Below are 16,870 nucleotides of genomic sequence, written 5' to 3'. Positions count from 1 at the left end.
CGGACGGCCGCCCGGCGGGCACAACGTCCAACAACTATTATCATTACAGTTTCCGCTTTACAACTTCCGCTATCGGCTTTCCCGACACCGAACCTGCAACCACGTAACTGCCATAACAACTGCCTTTCGCCGCTTGAAATGCGTCCCGTACAGCCAAGCACTTCACAGTTTCTCGCATTTCCGCTTGTAACAGCCTTATGCCCAAGAAAAACGCCATGGGCTTTACTTCATACTTACAGTATAATAAAAAAAGAAAAAAAATCAAGGGGTATTTTAAAACCCCAAATTTAAATTTCTGCGACGTAAATTTTTATAATTTTCGACGTAAAAATATTAAAAAACCCGGCTGAGGCCGGGCATGTAGGAAGTTTTACCACAGCCGGTAAGAACGGCCTTGCAGGGCTTGGCGGTCAAACTGTGGGTCTGAATAAACAAATTCTACGGTTTTAGAGGTTGGATTGACTATCAGGAAAATAGGATCTTGTGTCTTGGAATCCGGGTTTACTAAACGGAAAAACACCGTTCCATTTTCATAATGCAGCGCTTCCTGCGGCAAATAATGGGAATTAAAATCTTTTACCGTATGGGGTGAAGATAGAAAACGATGCAAGTATTCAAAATCGCTTTGCGTTAAATTAGGCCCCAAATCCGCCGCGAATTGCACGGTAAAAACATAATCTTTAAATATCGGGTTTTCGTTTAACGCGGCGTTTAACTGCCGGGCGCGGTTTAAAAATAAATCCGCCTGCGAAGATATAGACACCTGTTTTTGCAATTTGCGGTAAACCTCGGCAAAAGAGGGCCTTTTATGCTGCGTGTTAAAGACGGATTTTATCTTATATATAAAATCCGCGGACTGGGTTTCTTCCATAATGGATTGGGCCCAGGGGAACCACTCCAATTCTTGTTGCCCCGCCTGCAGGGCGAAAGGAAAAAAAAGCGCCGTAACCGGCACTAGAAAGATAAAGATTTTTTTCATAATTTTTGTAGTATTTATACATTATAAAAAGTTTAAAATCCCGACGACAGGGCCCTTAGACCTATATGATAAATAGGTCCTTTGGCCTTTTGCGTTTTAACAATAAAAAACCGCTTGGCTATAACAGCCAAGCGGTTTTAAAGAATACAAGCTTTTTTACAGTTTGGTAATGTCCGCCACGGTTTGCGTTAAATAGCGGCGCACCCGGGCTAACAAGGCCAAGCGGTTGTTGCGTATGGCCGGTTCCGGCGCGTTTACCATTACGTCCGTAAAAAACCGCTCCAACGGCTCTTTAAAGGAAGCGTAGGTCTTTAGCACAGACAGGTAATCGTCAGTCGTTTTGGCGGTGTTTACGCGGCAGCCTAAAGAAGAGTCTACCTCGTGGATTTGGTTGTACAAATCTTTTTCCGCGGGCAGCTCCAGCAGGCTTTCGGTTACGGTTTCGCTTACGTCCGGCGATTTTTTAAGGATGTTGCAAACCCGTTTGGCGGGTTCCAGCACGGAAGCGAACTCTTCCCCGTTTTTGACCGTTTCCAACGCGCTTACCAAAGCTTCCACTTGGGGAAGCGGCAATTCATACCAGTTGGTTACCGCGTTGATGATGCCGGCGGCATGGCCGCGCTGTTCCAGTACCAGCGCTAAACGCTGAAATAAGAAACCCGGCAATTGGCTTAAGCCTTTATCCGGCGTGTTTTGCGGATATTCTTTAGCGGCGGCTTCCACCAATTCTTTTAAGCTTACGTTTAGGCCTTTTTCCAGCAGAATGCGCACCACGGCAAACGCTTGGCGGCGCAGGGCGAAGGGGTCTTCGCTGCCGCTGGGAATTTGGCCTATTAAAAAGTTGCCGCATAAGGTGTCTATTTTACCGGCTAAAGCCACCAAGTTGCCTTCCAGCGTGGCGGGCAGGGGGGAAGAAGACGTAAGCGGCAGATAAAAATCCCGCATGGCGGCGGCTTCCTGCTTTTTGCCCAAGAGAGCGGCGTATTCACCGCCCATATAGCCTTGCAATTCCGGGAATTCATACACCACGTGGCTGGTTAAATCCGCGTACGCGTGCAAAGCGGCGTATTGCACCGCCGGGCGCAGGGCCGTGTTTTGGGTTTTGTCACACAACCAAAGGGCCAATTTTTCCGTGCGAGAGGCTTTGTCCAGCATGGAGCCTAGGCCTTCCAAAAACAGCACTTGGGATAGTTTCTGCTGGAAATGTTCCAAGCCTTCCTTTTTATCGTTCTCAAAGAAGAATACGGCGTCGGCCAAGCGGGCGGACATGACTTTTTTAAACCCGTCGCGCACTTCGTTTTGGTTGACGGAAATCCCGTCCCGCACGGCGATAAAGTACGGCTGTATTTCTCCCTTGTCATTTAACACGGGGAACATTTTAATTTGTTTCTTAAGCACCGTGGTAATAAGTTCTTTGGGCAGGGTTAAAAATTTAAGGTCAAAATCTCCGCCAACGGCTACCGGGTGTTCGGTAAAATAAACGGTTTCTTTAATCAGGTCTTCGTCTAAATCCGCCTTGTAGCCGCGCACGGCCGCTTCCGCGCTGACGGTTTTTATCAGCGCTTCCCGCCGTTCCTGCGGCAGCACCAAAATAGGCTGCGGCTGGTTCTTAAGCAGGTCCACATAAGCCTGTTTGTCTGCGCTTTCCACTTTAATGGGTTTGCGCCCAAAAGAAGAAAGCGGGTAGGTGTAGCGGTTGGATTGTACGCCCGCTACGGTAAATTTAATTACTTTATCGCCGTATAAACCAATCAGGCTTCTAATCGGGCGGCCGTAGCGCAGGCCGCTTTCTTCCCACACCATGTTTTTGGCAAATTCCAGCCCGGTTACGATGCGGGTGAAAATTTCCGGAAGCAGTTTGGGGGTTTTCTCTCCTTTTATTTTGATTTTGGCGTAAATAAAGGGGCCTTTGTCCGTTTCCACAATGGATAATTTTTCCGGAGCGATGCCGTTTTTCTGCGCAAACCCCGCGCTTTGGGGGGTAAACTGCCCGTTTGCGTCTTTTAATAATTTGGCGGGCGGCCCTTTTACTTCTTTTTGTACATCGGCCGATTTTTCAGCCAAGTCTTCTATAAAAAGAACCAAACGGCGGTAGGTGCCGAAAGATTGTACGGACTTATACTCCAGGCGTTTTTCCTGTAAAATTTGCGCCGCCAAAGTTTCCAGTTGTTTTAATGCCGGTTCCACAAAGCGGGAAGGCAGGTGTTCGGTTCCAATTTCTAAAAGCGCGTTCATTAGGCGGCCTCCTTTTCCTGGCTGGGCTCTACGCTTTGTACATAGGCTTTTGCGCAAGCTTTGGCCAAATTGCGGATTTTGGTGATAATGTTGGTACGGTCCGACACGCTGATGGCGCCGCGGGCTTCCAGCATATTAAAATAGTTGGAAACTTTCATGGCGTCGTCGTAAGCGGGCAGGTACAGGCCTTTTTTGCAAAGGGCGTAGCATTCGTTTTCACACTCTTCAATATAGCGGCGCAGGTGGTCTATATTGCTTTCCTCAAAATAATAGTGGGAAAACTGGCGTTCGCCTTCCCAATGTACGTCGCGGTAGGTGATTTCATCATTCCAGCGGATGTCAAACACATTGTCAATTTTTTGGCAGTACATGGCAATGCGTTCCAACCCGTAAGTAATTTCTACGGTAATGGGATTTAAGGAATATCCGGCCATATTTTGGAAATAGGTGAACTGGGTAATTTCCATGCCGTCCAGCCAAATTTCCCAGCCTACGCCAGAGGCGCCCAGCGTGGGGGACTGCCAATCATCCTCAATCCAGCGCACGTCGTGTTCTTTAGGGTCTAAGCCCAGGGCTTTTAAAGAATTCAAATACAATTCCTGCACGTTTTCGGGTGCGGGTTTCATAATTACCTGGTATTGGTAATATTTGCCCAGGCGGTTGGGGTTTTCGCCGTAGCGGCCGTCCGCCGGGCGGCGGCAGGGTTCTATATAGGAGCGGCGTACGGGTTTTTTGGTTAAAGACCCGAAAAAGGTTTCCGGGTTATAGGTGCCGGCTCCTTTTTCCACGTCATAGGGCTGAACAAGGACGCAGCCTTGCTTAGTCCAATATTCGTTTAAAGCGGATATCATATCCTGAAAATTCATACCGTATTTCATAAGTAATTACATTATATAAAATACAAAGGCGGCGCGCTTAATGCTTGTAAGCGTAAAATAACTATTTTTTATAAAATATAATTATGATTACCAGCGTTATTTTTGATATGGACGGCCTGCTTTTTAATACAGAGCCGCTTTATTTTGAGTGTTACAAAAAAGCGGCGGGGGAAAAAGGCCTTACTTTTCCGGAAGAACTGTTTGAAGCTTGCGTGGGCATCAGCCAGGCGGACGCGGCGCGCCTAATCCGCCACCATTTCGGCCCGGATTTTGACACCCAAGCCCTGCATGCCCGCACATACGCCCATTTTGAAAAATACCTGCAGGACGGCGGCCCCATACACTTCCGCCCCGGGGCTAAAGAAGCGGTGGAGTTTTTTCACCGCCGTGGGTTAAAACTGGCGCTGGCTTCTTCCAACATTACGCGCTGGGCGGAACACTTTTTGAAAGCGGGAGGAATACGCCACTATTTTATGGCGGTTACCACTTCCAACGATGTTACCCGCCCCAAACCGGACCCCGAGGTTTACTTGGTTTCAGCCAAAAAGCTGGGGGCGGACGTATCGCAATGCCTGGTGTTTGAAGATTCCGTAGCCGGGGCCACGGCGGCTATTTCGGCCGGAATGCGCACCTGCGTGGTGCCCCAGCTTAGGCAGCCGGACACGTTTGTCAGGCAAAACGCGTTTAAAATTTACAAATCCTTAGAAGACATTTACCCAGATATGGACGAGCTTTTAGCGTAATAACTGCCCATAAAACACCCCGCCGTTAAGCGGGGTTTTTATTATTTGACGGAAAGAACGATTGATTTGCCGTTTAATTCTTTGATGGATTTCAAATCCGCCGGGTCATTATAATTAAAGATAATCAGTTTTTCCTTCGGTTTAATGACCAGCCACATGTCCGCATGCTGATAATTTAGGCTAAGCAGCAGCGCCCCTTTATACTGGCGGGCCTCCTGCGGGGTTTCTATGTTGTTAAAAAAGCGTTTTAAAAAGGCTTTTTCTTCGTTGGAAAGCAGACAAAAATCACTAGGGACTATGGCTGTTAGCACGTAGCCTTTAAATAATTTATTGGTATTTGCGCTTTTTTGCAAATCTTGATAATTGGCTTTGCACTTTTGAATTTCACTTTCTGACTTGCGCTGTTTTTTCAGTAAAGAGGCAAATAAATTTTCCATTACTTTGGCGGCTTGCGCCTGCGCGCTGATTAGGCGTATATTGGCATTAGCCGACGTGCCCAGTACCGAGGAAGAGACCCTGCTGTTTACATTTTGGTTTTCCTTTTCCAAAACCCGTTGCCAAAAAAACAGTTTTGGGGCATCCTGCTGCTCTGCACGCAGTGCCGCCGGGTATACGCAGGCAGCCAGCGCGAACAATACTCCCGCCCATAATTTATAATTTATGCTATCCTCCCAAAAAATATACTAATCAATATTAGTATCAGAAAAAGTTTCTGTTTTACAAGGGTCTTTGGGCCTAAATGATTCTAGGACCGGGGCTAACGCACATTGGAAAGCGTTGGTTGGGGAAAAACGATTTCTTCTTGCAGGGTATAGGTGGCGTTTTCGGGCAACAGCTCCGCTTCTTCCAGTGTGAAATTTTTAAGCGTGTTAAGCGGATACGCCAAATATTGGCTTAAAAAACGTCGGCAGACGCTGTTGCATTTGGATAAGGAAAGCAGGTCTTCCGGCTCGTTAAACGTTAAAGAAGACAGGCTGTCCTCGTGGATGCGCTTCCAAAACCGGGGGGAAATTTTTAAAACAGGGCGTTCCAAACCAAAACCGGCCGCGCGCATTAAGCGCAATGTAAACGCCGCGGCAAAAGCCGGGTTAGGTTCCCCATATTCCAGTTCCGTCAGGCTTTTTAGCAAAAGCTCAAATTTCTCTTCGCTGGGCTGGTGCTGGGGGGTTAGGCGCAAAACCAGTTCGCAAAAGTGCATGGCTAAAGACAGGCGTTTTAAATCCGCCCGCACGCGGCTAAACACGTTGAGCGTTTTCCCGCCGGTTACCGTGCCCATTACGCCGCCGCGGCGCACGTATACGCGGTAATCCGCGTAAGAAAAAGGCTCGCTTAAGGCTTTTAATTTGCCAAGCGGTTTTGCCACGCTGGGGAAACGCACGTTCACCCGTCCGTGCCGGCGGGTGTAAAGGCAGGCCACGCGGTCCGCTTCGCGGAAAGGCTGGCGGAAAAGCACAATGCCTTCATCTGTAAAAACCATATAATAAATATAGCAAAATTTTAGCCCCGTGTTTATATATGCCCCTAAATAAAAACTTGCCGTTTTTCTTCATATTTGGGATAATAAAGAAAGACGTGGTTTTAGCGTCTAAAAGTTTTGCAAAGAAACGCCAGAAAAGATATAATATCTGTAAGTTTCAAGCAGAAACGATTTTAAATTAATTAATGGGAGATACGTTTTTTCCAGTTCCTTAGCGGTGCCAGAAATTACGTATAAATGTGAGTATGTTACCTACCTATAGACCTAATAAAAGAAGAAGAGCTAAACACATCGGTTTCAGAGCCAGAATGGCCACCGCCGGCGGCCGCAAAGTTTTAAGCGCGCGCCGCGCCAAAGGCCGCCACGAACTTATCAGAGCCTAGTTTTATGCTTTACGGCCTTCCCAAACCGTTCCGCTTGCACTTAAAGAAAGATTTTGAGGCAATTATCCGCAACGCTTACCGCTTGCAGGGTGAAGGAATGGTAATTTGGTGGAGGCCGTCTTCTTATCCGGGCGCGCGTACCCGCCTGGGAATAGTAGTAAGCCGTAAGTTGGGCGGCGCGGTGGTACGCAACCGCGTCAAAAGGCTTTTAAGAGAAAGTTTTAGACTTAACAGGGAAAAACTAAAACCCGGCACTGACTTAATAGTCAGCCCGCGTTCCAGCGAAATCTTAGCGGATGTACATTCCGCCCAGCGCGCATTATTGGCGCTTTGCGGGAAAGCCGGTATATTACACTCTTCAGACAATTTGTAAATTATTGAAGGGCTGATGCACAAATTTTCGCATTTGTTCAAAAAAACAGCGCTGTTTTTGCTTAGCGCGTTTATGTTGTTAATACGCCCCTTGCTGGGGCCCCGCGGGGTGTGCCGTTTCCGCCCCACTTGCAGCCAATACGCGCGGGAAGCAATCATAAAACACGGCGTTTTTAAAGGGGGGTGGCTGGCCGTTAAGCGGCTTTTAAAATGCCACCCGTGGCACCCGGGCGGATACGATCCGGTGCCGTAATACATCATTTTTCTGTTAGTGTTTAGCGCTCTTTTAAAAGCCGTCCCGCTAAAACCGGGAAGGATTTGAAAGGAGTCTTATGAACAGACAGTTTTTAACGACCTTGATGCTGTTTCTCTTGGTCATTACCGGCTATAACCAGTTTGTAGCGCTTCCCCGGGCACGCGCCGAAAAAGCCGCCGCGGAAGAAAAATTAAAACAAGCCGTTAAAGAACAAACCCCTGCCGTGCTGGCCACTGCCGAGGGAGGAACAAGCGTTGCCGCCGCGGCCGCTTCTTCCCAGCCGGAAGAGTTGATTTCTTTTGACTATCAGGACGCGGACGTAACGTTCTCTTCCAAAGGGGCCGGCATTAAAAAATACATTTATAAAGACGTGGTGGAAGACGTAAACCTTACGCCTTTTGACACCAAAGGTTTTTTTGCCACCCTGCCGGAGTTGGATTTTAGAGAATTTTCCCGCACCCAAAATTCCATTACTTTCACCGGGGATATTTTACCCGGTTTTGAAGTGCGCAAAACCTACACCTTTGCCGAAAACGGCCTGAACGCGCTGAAAGTATCCTTCGTTAACAATACCGCCCATGATATCACCCTGGAACCGTGGACCTTTAACTTTGGCCCCGGGTTGGGTACGGTAAAGAGTGAAGAAAAAGACAACGAGCGCGAGTCCAAAGCCGTTTATTTGGTACAGTACGAAGGCCGCAAAAAAGCCACTTTGGAAACCTTAAAACCCAAAGGGGACAACGCCGGAGTATATAACCCCGCCGCCGAGCGTGAAGAAGAAAAATCCGCCGATGAAGACGAATTTAACTGGATTTGGGCCGGCGTGCAAAACCGCTACTTTTTAAGCGTCATTATCCCGCAGGATTGGACGCCCGGCGTGTTGGAAGCCACGGCCAGCGTTGTGGGAAAAAAGGACCGCATGTGGGGGCTTTTTGGCCAAGCTGATGAAAAAGGCCCGCAGATGACGGTTCAAATGCCTTCCGTTACCGTGGAGGCCAACTCTTCCAAAGAATATAATTCCGACTTTTACTTTGGCCCCAAAGATTACCAAGAGTTTTTGGCTCTGCCGTATCATTTGGACCGCAGCATAGAATTCGGCTTTTTTGGTTCTTTGGGTAAAATTGCCCGTAAAGTATTGGAAACGTTCTACGGCTGGACCGGTAACTACGGCGTGGCCATTATTCTGCTTACCGTGTGTGTACAGGCGCTGATGTTTCCTCTGACGATGATGTCTCTTAAATCCACGGCGCAGATGCGCAAAATCGCGCCGGAGATGAAACGCCTGCAGGAAAAATACAAAGGTAATCAGGAAGCCTTAAACCGGGAGATGTTAAACTTATACCGCAAGTATAATGTAAACCCGCTTTCCGGCTGTCTGCCCATGCTGATACAGCTGCCTATCTTTTTGGCTTTGTTCAATGCGCTTCGCACTTCATGGGCGCTGCACGGGGCCGGGTTTGTGGGCTGGATTACGGACCTGTCTTCCAAAGACCCGTACTATGTACTGCCTATTTTAATGGGTGTGGTGATGTTCTTTCAGCAAAAAGGGAACATGCCCCCCGGTACGGATCCTGCCCAAGCGGCCATGTTTAAGTATATGCCGCTTATATTCACCCTGCTGTTTATGAATTTTCCGTCCGGTTTGGTGTTGTATTGGTTAACCAACAGTTTAATCAGCTTTGGTATCCAAACCGTTGTTAATAAACAAGTAGCCAAGCAAAATTAGAGGAGTTTATTGATATGCCTACTAAAGTAAAAATACAAGCAAAAGATGTATCCTCCGCTATTGCGAAGGGGTTGAAAGATTTAGGGTTAAGACGTGACCAAGTGGAAGTAACCGTACTGGAACACCCCAAAAAGGGTTTTTTGGGTATAGGCGCCAAACCGGCGTTGGTGGAAATACGCCAAAAACGCTGGAGCGCCAGTGAATTGGACGCCCAAATTTATATGGACGTACCGCGCAAAAAACGCGGCGGACGCGGGCGCAGCGGCGGCAAACGGCGCGAAAGAGACGCTTACGCCTCTTCCGAACGCAGAGACTCAAGACGCCGCGGCCGCAAGTTTGAGCGTGCTTCCCAGGCTGAATTTAGGGAGAAACCCCCCAAAGCCAACGAGCCCCAGCTCCTCCCTTGTGAACGCATTCAAAACGCCGTAATACCGGAAAATTTAAAAGCCCCCATGCAGGAAGCCAAACAATATTTAAATGACATCCTTACCCACATGGGCGTTACGGCTGAAAACTTAAACGTATGGTGGGATGAACAGCAACAACGCATTTTGTTAACGTTTGACTGTGACCACCCGGCCATCGTCATTGGCAAAGAAGGCAAAACCTTGGAAGCCATACAATACCTTTGCACGCTTTCTTTAAGCCGCCATTTTGATAAGCCTATCTCCGTTATTACCGATACGCAAAATTATTGGAGAAAGGCCGAAGACAAAATCAATGCGGAAATTGAACGCGGCATTGGGTTTATAGAGGCGGGCAACTCCATTTACCGCTTCCGTCCCATGAGCGCCCAACTGCGCCGCTATATACACCGCGCGCTGGAAGGGCACGCCACGGTGGCTACCTCTTCGGAAGGGGAAGGCAAATGGCGTAAAGTAACTTTGCGCCGCAAAACGCAGGAAGAAGCGTCCCAAGCGGCGGCGTCTTCTGCGGCGGCAGCGCAAACCTTACAAGAAGCCCAAGAAGAACAAAATTTACAGTCTTATGCGGAAAGTTCCTCTTGCTGCGCGGGGGAAGAATCTTCCTGTTCCTGCGGGCAGGATTGCTGCTGCGCCCAACCCCAGCAAGCGGCCTCTGCCCAGCAGCCTTATCAGGCTGAACAGCCCGTTTGCGCGGAACAAGCCGTGGTGCAAACGGTTACGTATACGCAGACAACGCTGCAAGTATCTACGGAGCCAGCCTCTGCTGAAGTACCCTCCAAGCAAGACGCGGCCCAGCCCGCTGCCGCTTGCGTAAGAGAAGAACTGTCTCAATCTGCGGCTGAACAGCCTCAGCAACCCGCCCAGAAAAAGGCGGATTCTTCCTGCGGCCCGCTGTTTGCCGCGGCCCCGTCTGAAGAAGAACAGCCTAAATAAAAGCTGTTTTAACCCTATTAAAACCCCGGGAAACCGGGGTTTTTCTTTTTACGAACACGGTTTATAAAACATTCGCTTTTCTATCTTGCGTAGGCTAAGGATATAAAAGATTGGGATTTAAACCGATGTTTGTTTTCCATATTGTCTTAAGTTTGTACATGCTTAATCCGAGGTATAAAAACCTTTCCGGGTATAGCGGAAAATGTATGTTTGGAAGGGTGGAAAAGCTTAAAAAGCTTTCTCCCAGCGCTTCTGTTGGGGGAGAAAGCCCCCGGCCTTTCTTTTGTTTTAAGAAATAAAAAACCCCGCCCAAAAGCGGGGTAAAAAGCGGGGAAATTTTTTATATTGATTTTCCCAACTCTACGGCTTGTTTTAGGTAGGGGGTGTTAATAATAGAGCCCTTTTCCCCGCAGCTCCCGGCCAATAAACGGCCGCGGTCTTGCCAGCCCAGATAATCGCAAATGCTTTTATAGGTGGCTTTTAATCCGTCGTAATCACCGTCTTCTTCTTTCCCTTCGGCGCAGGCTAAAAGTACAGCCTCTTTAATTTTTAATTTGTGTTTGGCTTTGGGTGACATATACGCATATAATTTATCCACCACCGCCTTTAACTGGGCGGACATATTAAACCAGTAAAGCGGCGTGCATAAAACCAATACGTCGGCATTTTCCAATTTAGGGGCAAGCAGCTCTAAGCCGTCTTTAAATACGCAGGGGGAGTCTTTTTCCCAGCACTGGTTGCAGGCCAAACAGGGCTGTACCGGGTGGAAAGGCGTATCAAAAATTTCCGTTTTATGCCCGGCGGCTTTGGCTCCTTGGATAAAAGAGTCCGCTAAAATGGCCGTGTTTCCCAACTGCCGGGGACTGCCGGTAATTACCAGAATATTTTTCATTTTGCCTCCACAGAAATCATACGCACTTCTTTTTCCAAGCCTTTGGCGGCCTGTTTTATTTCTTCAGTGCGGTTTTCGTCATACCCGTCAAAAGTTTTTATTAATTTGTGTTGGGCGTCAAATAAAAACAGCATGGGTACGCCGTCCACTTTTAAACTTTTGGCCAAGGGCATGGCATTGTATACCGCGTCCAAGCGCAAATTGTTTTTGTTTAATAAAGCTAAAGGGCGTTTAGGGGTTGAGTCTACAAACGCGGCTATGATTTGCACGTCCGGCAAGGCGCGGCGCGCGGCTTCCAGCTGGGGCAGCGTGCGCTGGCAATATCCGCAGCCGGAACTTACCACCGCAATCAATACGGGCGTGCCGGAAAGACTTTCAGACGTAAGCAGCCTATCCGTTTTTACTTGCGGAAGAGAAAAACTTAATACCGGCTGGGCAGGTTTAGCCGCCGGACTTTTGGCCTTGGCGGCGGGTTTAGCCTGGGCGTTTAAGCCCGCTAATACACAAAGTGTCACTAAAAGTATCTTTTTCATAAAGCCAGTATAGCTTTTTCGCGCGCGTACGGCAAATAAGCCTCATAAATACCCCAAAAATTGATAAAATATATCTAATTATGCAAACCACTATCTGCGCCCCCGTAACAGGGGAAGGAAAATGCGCCGTTTCCGTGATACGCCTTTCCGGCCCGGAAGCCTTGGCTTTGACGCGTAAAATAACCGCTTCAGGGGTAGAGTTTCCGCCAAGGAAGCAGGTTTTTTGCGCGTTAATGGACGGGCAAACCGTATTGGACAAAGCTTTGGTTACGTATTTCCAGGCGCCTAACAGTTTTACCGGGGAAGACGTGGTGGAATTTTCTGTGCACGGCTCGCCCTATATCCGCGGGCGGTTGTTGGAAATTTTATGCCGCTTGGGGGCAGTACCCGCGCGGCGGGGGGAATTTTCTTACCGGGCTTTTTTAAACAACAAGATGGATTTGCTGGAGGCCCAAGGCTTGTGCGATTTAATTTCCGCCGGCAATAAAGAGGCGCATACCATTGCCATGATCTCTTTGGACGGGCGGCTTTCCTCCCGTCTGGAAGGAATTAAAAAAAGCCTTACGGATTTGCTCGCCCAAATAGAAGTGCGGCTGGACGACGTGGACGAAGAAATGACCCCGCTTTCTGACGAACAAATTTCCGCCCCGCTCACCCAGGCCATAGATACGCTTGCTAAACTGGCGGATACGTTCTCCGTGGGTAAATTTATTAAAGAAGGGCTGAAAGTAGCCATAGTGGGCGCGCCAAACGCCGGCAAGAGCAGCCTGTTAAACGCGTTGGTGGGGTTTGACCGGGCCATTGTGTCCGCAGCCAGCGGTACCACGCGCGACACGATAGAAGAAACGCTGGACGTTAACGGCCGCAAAATTATTTTGACCGACACCGCCGGCATACGGGACCACGCCCTGGACCCGGCCGAGCAAGAAGGCATGAAACGCAGTTTAAAAGCGTTAAAAGCCGCGGACGCTGTGATTATGGTGATGGACGCTTCACGCAAGCCCACCCCGCAGGAACGAGCCTTATGGCAAGACGTGCTGGCGGAAAAGAAACGCACCCTTTTGGCTTTAAACAAGCAAGACGCCCGCCAAAAAGATTTTACTTGGAACCCCGGGGAAGGGGATTACGCCCTGGTGCGTCTTTCCTGCAAAACGGGGGAGGGAGTGGAAGAGTTAAAACAAACCCTCACGCGGGATTTAACTGCCTCCGCCGCGCAGGACGGGGTGATGCTTTCCAACCTGCGCCAGTATGAAGCCGTATTAAGGGCGCAGACGGAACTGGAAATGGCCGCACGCCGTGTAACGCATGGGGCCGGCGGTGAAATTTATGCCGAACATATCCGCGCGGCTTTGCTTAGTTTAAAAGATTTAATCGGGGAAGTAACGCCAGACGATGTGCTGGACGTTATATTTTCCACTTTTTGTATGGGGAAATAAATGTTTACGTGTGATGAAGTGTATGATGTGGCAGTAATCGGCGGCGGGCACGCCGGGTGCGAGGCCGCCTTAATAGCCGCCAAAACCGGCGCCAAAACCCTGCTGCTTACGCAAAGTTTGGATACCATTGCCCAAATGTCTTGCAACCCGTCTATAGGCGGGATTGCCAAAGGGCAAATTGTGCGCGAAATTGACGCCCTGGGCGGCGCCATGGGCAAAGTGACGGACGCTTCCGCCCTGCACTACCATATGCTTAACACCGGCAAAGGCCCGGCCGTACACTCCCCGCGCGTACAGTGTGATAAAAAAACCTATCAGTTTACTTTTAAGCACTTGCTGGAACTGCAGCCGGGTTTAGATATTATGCAGGATGAAGCCGTCCAATTAACGACGGATGACAACAAAATTACCGGCGTGCTTACCCTGCGCGATACGTTCTACCGCGCCAAAACCGTCATTTTAACCACGGGCACGTTTTTGGCGGGCACCATACACATTGGCACGGTCAATTATCCCGGCGGGCGTTATAACGACATGCCCAGCAACTTGCTGGCTAAAAATTTAAAAGAAATCGGCCTGCATACCCTGCGTTTTAAAACCGGTACGCCCATGCGCATTAACGCGCGGCAAATGGACGTGAGCAAATTCCGCCTGCAGCCGTCCGATAACCCGCTGCAGCCCATTTCCCACTTTACGGACGCGCGGGAACAATCCAAACGCAAATTCTTGCAGTGCTACATTACCCGCACCAATTTGGAAACGGATAAAATCCTGCGCGCCAACGCCCACCGCTCCGCCATGTACAGCGGCAGTATCCACGGCATGGGGCCGCGGTATTGTCCGTCGGTAGAAGACAAAATTAAAAAATTTCCGGAAATTACCAGCCACCCGCTTTTTTTGGAGCCGGAAGGTTTTAATACGGAAGAATATTATATACAAGGCTTTTCCACCAGTATGCCTGAAGACGTACAGCGCGCTTTGTTAAAAACCGTGCCCGGGCTGGAAAATACTCCCATTACGCGCGCGGGCTACGCGGTGGAGTATGATTTTTCTGACCCGAAAGACCTCTACCCCACTTTGGAAAGCAAATTAATACCCGGCCTCTTTTGCGCCGGGCAGATAAACGGCACCACCGGTTACGAAGAAGCCGGCGGGCAAGGCTTGGTGGCGGGGATAAACGCCTCCATGAAAGTACAGGGCAAAGAGCCGCTGATCCTTCGGCGCGATGAAGCGTATATAGGCGTACTGATTGACGATTTGGTAAACAAAGGCGTTAACGAACCGTACCGCATGTTTACTTCCCGCGCGGAATACCGCATTTTGCTTCGCAACGATAATGCGGACCTGCGCCTTATGCCCTACGCTTTTAAATACGGCACCATAGAAGAAAAATACCGCCGCCCGTTTGAGCGTTACCAAGAAGAAGTGCAAAAACAGCTCCGGCACCCCGGCTGCCCGGTGGATGATACGGATTTGTATCCTTGGACGCCTGAAAAAGTGCTCACCCACGCCGACATACACCAAAAATACGCCGGGTATTACGAGCGCAATAAAAAAGACGCCGAAAAACTGGCCCAGGCGGACAGCATTAAAATTCCCGCCGGGTTTGACCCGTCTTCCGTGCGGGGGCTGTTGTTTGAAAGCAGCCAAAAATTAAAATCCGTTAAACCGCTTACGCTGGGGCAGGCTTCCCGCATACCGGGGGTTACTCCGGCGGATATACAGCTTTTGGCCGTACACATAGAGCGCTACCGGAGGTTGCACCGTGAACCCAATAATTAGCGCGTGCGCGGAAAATTTGCACCTGCCGCTTTGCGCCCGGCAAATAGACTTGCTGGAACGCTACGCCGGGTTGGTGTGGCAAAAGAAAGAAACGCTTAATTTAACCAGCGTGGCCGACATGCGGGAAATTTTTACCCGCCATATTTGCGACGGGCTCCAAGCCGCGGCCTATATATACGCCCGTACAGGCAATACCCCGGCCCAAGTGGCGGACGCAGGCAGCGGGGCCGGCTATATTGGCATTACCTGCGCCGTGGCTTTGCCGGGTTGTACGGTTACCCTGGTGGAAAGTTTACAGCGCCGCTGCGCGTTTTTAAATTGGGCCGTTATGATGTTAGGGTTAAAAAACGTAAAAGTGGCAAACAAAAGGCTGGGGCAGGGGGGAAACTTCTCTTTTGATTTCTTGACCGAGCGCGCCATGGGTAAATTAGCCGATATTCTGCCTCTCTGCGCGCCGGCGGTGGCGCCGGGCGGCTTGTTTATTGCATACCAGGGGGAACAGCCGGATGAAGTCCCAGTGGCTATGCTTGAAAAATGCGCGGTGCAGGCTTTGCCTTTAACCCCTTACAGTTTAGGGGACGGTAAGAAACGTTTTTTGGCTGTATTCAAAAAGGAAAATAAATGACAAGGTTTATCCAATTTCTGCTGCTTGTTGCGGCGTTTGTGCTGTTGGCCGGACCGATAATGAAACATTTCGGTTATGAGCCGTCCGCCGCTTTAAAACAACTGCAGCAGGAAGCGGAAAACTTTGCTGAAAATTTGGAAACGGGCTGGGCTGAGCAGCAAACGAAAAAAGAAGCCCAGCCGCAGCCCCAGCATAAAGAAATAGACGAAAAAGAAATAAGCAATTTATTTGCGGACGCTTCCGCGCGTAACGCCGTTGAGGAAGAACCTGCCCCCGCTTCCAGCGAGCCGGTGGATTACAGCACCCGGGAAGAAAAAGAGTTTAAAGAAATGATAGCCGGGCTGGAAGAGATTGGATCCATCGCTTCCGATTTGCCCACTACCAGCATTCCCGGTTTTTCCACGCAGGCGTACAGGCCGAAAAACTCGCAGGAAAAGTCCCGCTGGGTGCCGCCGCCACCGGGGTTTATGACGGCGGAAACATTCAACTATTTAATATACCGGGAAACCCACCCGGTTACCCAAAGCATTTCCACCGTGCTAGACACCATACACGGCAATTTAATGTTGGATTTATCCCCTTTTACGCTGGTGATTAAACCCAACCGCATTTTGGTGATGTTGTTTGGAAACAAAAACAGTTATATGAATTTTACCAAGCGGCCGCCGTGGTCCGGCGCGTCGTCAGACTTAAAGGCCGATACCATGTACGTGCAGGAAGGCAACGGTTTTTATCCGCTTTCCGTGCACGAGTTGACCCATTTGTATTTTGACGGTTATTTTTTGCCGGTTATTTCCCCGCTGTGGCTTTCGGAAGGGATGGCGGTGTATATGCAAATACACGCCAGCAAGCAAAAACCCTCGTGGGTGGAACCTGCCATGAAACGCATTTTAAAGGGAGATATTATCCCGCTTGAAAAAATGACCGAGACGGAAGACCTAAGCGATCTGTCCACCAAAGAGGCGGAACTGTGGTACACGCAGGCATACAGCTTGGTGGATTATTTGCTTAACCAGCGCACGCGCGACGAGTTTTACCAGCTGTGCAATGAGTTAAAACAAAAAACGCCTTTGCACCAAGCGTTATATAAAGCGTACGGCATGCCTTTTACCAAGGTGTCCGTATTGGAAAACGTTTGGCTGCACGATATACGCAAAGCGGCGGGGACCTTGCCTCCCGCCAAAAAACAATAGGA

Annotated in this window: 17 protein-coding genes; 10 read left to right on the top strand and 7 right to left on the bottom strand. The window is 49.4% G+C overall.

Features of this window, described 5'->3' with window-relative positions; genetic code table 11:
• Positions 1-370: 370 nt before the first annotated feature.
• The 3 genes from ACQY33_RS00695 to ACQY33_RS00685 form a co-directional block, all read right to left on the bottom strand.
• Positions 371-979 carry a hypothetical protein gene (locus tag ACQY33_RS00695; RefSeq protein WP_428073231.1) on the bottom strand — a complete coding sequence of 203 codons (609 nt, stop codon included), beginning with the start codon at positions 977-979 and terminating at the stop codon, positions 371-373.
• A gap of 156 nt (positions 980-1,135) precedes the next feature.
• A complete protein-coding gene (gene glyS, locus ACQY33_RS00690) occupies positions 1,136-3,214 on the bottom strand; it encodes a glycine--tRNA ligase subunit beta (RefSeq protein ID WP_428073230.1) in 2,079 nt (692 codons plus the stop codon).
• Positions 3,214-4,080 carry a glycine--tRNA ligase subunit alpha gene (locus ACQY33_RS00685; RefSeq protein ID WP_428073305.1) on the bottom strand — a complete coding sequence of 289 codons (867 nt, stop codon included), beginning with the start codon at positions 4,078-4,080 and terminating at the stop codon, positions 3,214-3,216. The genes glyS and ACQY33_RS00685 overlap by 1 nt, the downstream gene beginning before the upstream one ends.
• A 95-nt stretch (positions 4,081-4,175) precedes the next feature.
• Between ACQY33_RS00685 and ACQY33_RS00680 the strand changes: the two genes are divergently transcribed.
• Entirely contained in the window at positions 4,176-4,835 is a 660-nt protein-coding gene (locus ACQY33_RS00680) for an HAD family hydrolase (RefSeq protein ID WP_428073229.1), read from the top strand.
• Between the two features lie 41 nt (positions 4,836-4,876).
• On the opposite strand, the gene ACQY33_RS00675 is transcribed toward ACQY33_RS00680, so the two are convergent.
• Both ACQY33_RS00675 and recO read right to left on the bottom strand, forming a co-directional pair.
• Positions 4,877-5,383 (bottom strand): hypothetical protein, encoded by a 507-nt coding sequence (locus tag ACQY33_RS00675; RefSeq protein ID WP_428073228.1) that lies wholly within the window; start codon positions 5,381-5,383, stop codon positions 4,877-4,879.
• 209 nt (positions 5,384-5,592) lie between these two features.
• The gene (gene recO, locus ACQY33_RS00670) at positions 5,593-6,312 is read right to left on the bottom strand and encodes a DNA repair protein RecO (protein ID WP_428073227.1); all 720 of its coding nucleotides are present in this window, start codon (positions 6,310-6,312) and stop codon (positions 5,593-5,595) included.
• A 245-nt stretch (positions 6,313-6,557) separates the two neighbouring features.
• Between recO and rpmH the strand changes: the two genes are divergently transcribed.
• From rpmH to jag, 5 genes are all read left to right on the top strand, one after another.
• The gene (gene rpmH / locus ACQY33_RS00665) at positions 6,558-6,695 is read left to right on the top strand and encodes a 50S ribosomal protein L34 (protein WP_087287867.1); all 138 of its coding nucleotides are present in this window, start codon (positions 6,558-6,560) and stop codon (positions 6,693-6,695) included.
• A gap of 4 nt (positions 6,696-6,699) precedes the next feature.
• Positions 6,700-7,068, top strand: a complete 369-nt coding sequence (gene rnpA / locus ACQY33_RS00660) for a ribonuclease P protein component (RefSeq protein ID WP_428073226.1) — start codon at positions 6,700-6,702, stop codon at positions 7,066-7,068.
• Between the two features lie 15 nt (positions 7,069-7,083).
• Positions 7,084-7,320, top strand: a complete 237-nt coding sequence (yidD, locus tag ACQY33_RS00655) for a membrane protein insertion efficiency factor YidD (RefSeq protein WP_428073225.1) — start codon at positions 7,084-7,086, stop codon at positions 7,318-7,320.
• 79 nt (positions 7,321-7,399) lie between these two features.
• Positions 7,400-9,049: a membrane protein insertase YidC gene (gene yidC / locus ACQY33_RS00650; RefSeq protein ID WP_428073224.1), complete on the top strand. Its 1,650-nt coding sequence runs from the start codon at positions 7,400-7,402 to the stop codon at positions 9,047-9,049.
• A gap of 14 nt (positions 9,050-9,063) precedes the next feature.
• Positions 9,064-10,407, top strand: a complete 1,344-nt coding sequence (jag, locus tag ACQY33_RS00645) for an RNA-binding cell elongation regulator Jag/EloR (protein ID WP_428073223.1) — start codon at positions 9,064-9,066, stop codon at positions 10,405-10,407.
• Positions 10,408-10,747: 340 nt separating this feature from the next.
• Here jag and ACQY33_RS00640 read toward each other — a convergent pair whose 3' ends face one another.
• Positions 10,748-11,299, bottom strand: coding sequence for a flavodoxin family protein (locus ACQY33_RS00640; protein ID WP_428073222.1), 552 nt, complete (start codon positions 11,297-11,299; stop codon positions 10,748-10,750).
• Positions 11,296-11,832, bottom strand: a complete 537-nt coding sequence (locus ACQY33_RS00635) for a TlpA family protein disulfide reductase (protein ID WP_428073221.1) — start codon at positions 11,830-11,832, stop codon at positions 11,296-11,298. The genes ACQY33_RS00640 and ACQY33_RS00635 overlap by 4 nt, the downstream gene beginning before the upstream one ends.
• Positions 11,833-11,912: 80 nt before the next feature.
• On the opposite strand from ACQY33_RS00635, the gene mnmE reads away from it, so the two are divergent.
• From mnmE to ACQY33_RS00615, 4 genes are read left to right on the top strand one after another with little or no spacing between them, the layout of a single operon-like run.
• A complete protein-coding gene (mnmE, locus tag ACQY33_RS00630) occupies positions 11,913-13,268 on the top strand; it encodes a tRNA uridine-5-carboxymethylaminomethyl(34) synthesis GTPase MnmE (protein ID WP_428073220.1) in 1,356 nt (451 codons plus the stop codon).
• The gene (gene mnmG, locus ACQY33_RS00625) at positions 13,269-15,050 is read left to right on the top strand and encodes a tRNA uridine-5-carboxymethylaminomethyl(34) synthesis enzyme MnmG (RefSeq protein ID WP_428073219.1); all 1,782 of its coding nucleotides are present in this window, start codon (positions 13,269-13,271) and stop codon (positions 15,048-15,050) included.
• On the top strand, positions 15,034-15,675 hold the full coding sequence (rsmG, locus tag ACQY33_RS00620) for a 16S rRNA (guanine(527)-N(7))-methyltransferase RsmG (RefSeq protein ID WP_428073218.1): 642 nt from the start codon (positions 15,034-15,036) through the stop codon (positions 15,673-15,675). Before mnmG ends, rsmG begins: the two co-directional genes overlap by 17 nt.
• Positions 15,672-16,868: a peptidase MA family metallohydrolase gene (locus ACQY33_RS00615; protein WP_428073217.1), complete on the top strand. Its 1,197-nt coding sequence runs from the start codon at positions 15,672-15,674 to the stop codon at positions 16,866-16,868. Before rsmG ends, ACQY33_RS00615 begins: the two co-directional genes overlap by 4 nt.
• Positions 16,869-16,870: the final 2 nt, after the last annotated feature.

The sequence above is a fragment of the Candidatus Avelusimicrobium aviculae genome (assembly GCF_949292495.1).
Classification (GTDB): domain Bacteria; phylum Elusimicrobiota; class Elusimicrobia; order Elusimicrobiales; family Elusimicrobiaceae; genus Avelusimicrobium; species Avelusimicrobium aviculae.
Note: the sequence above shows the minus strand (reverse complement) of the source record. Positions and strands in the feature narration are given on the sequence as shown.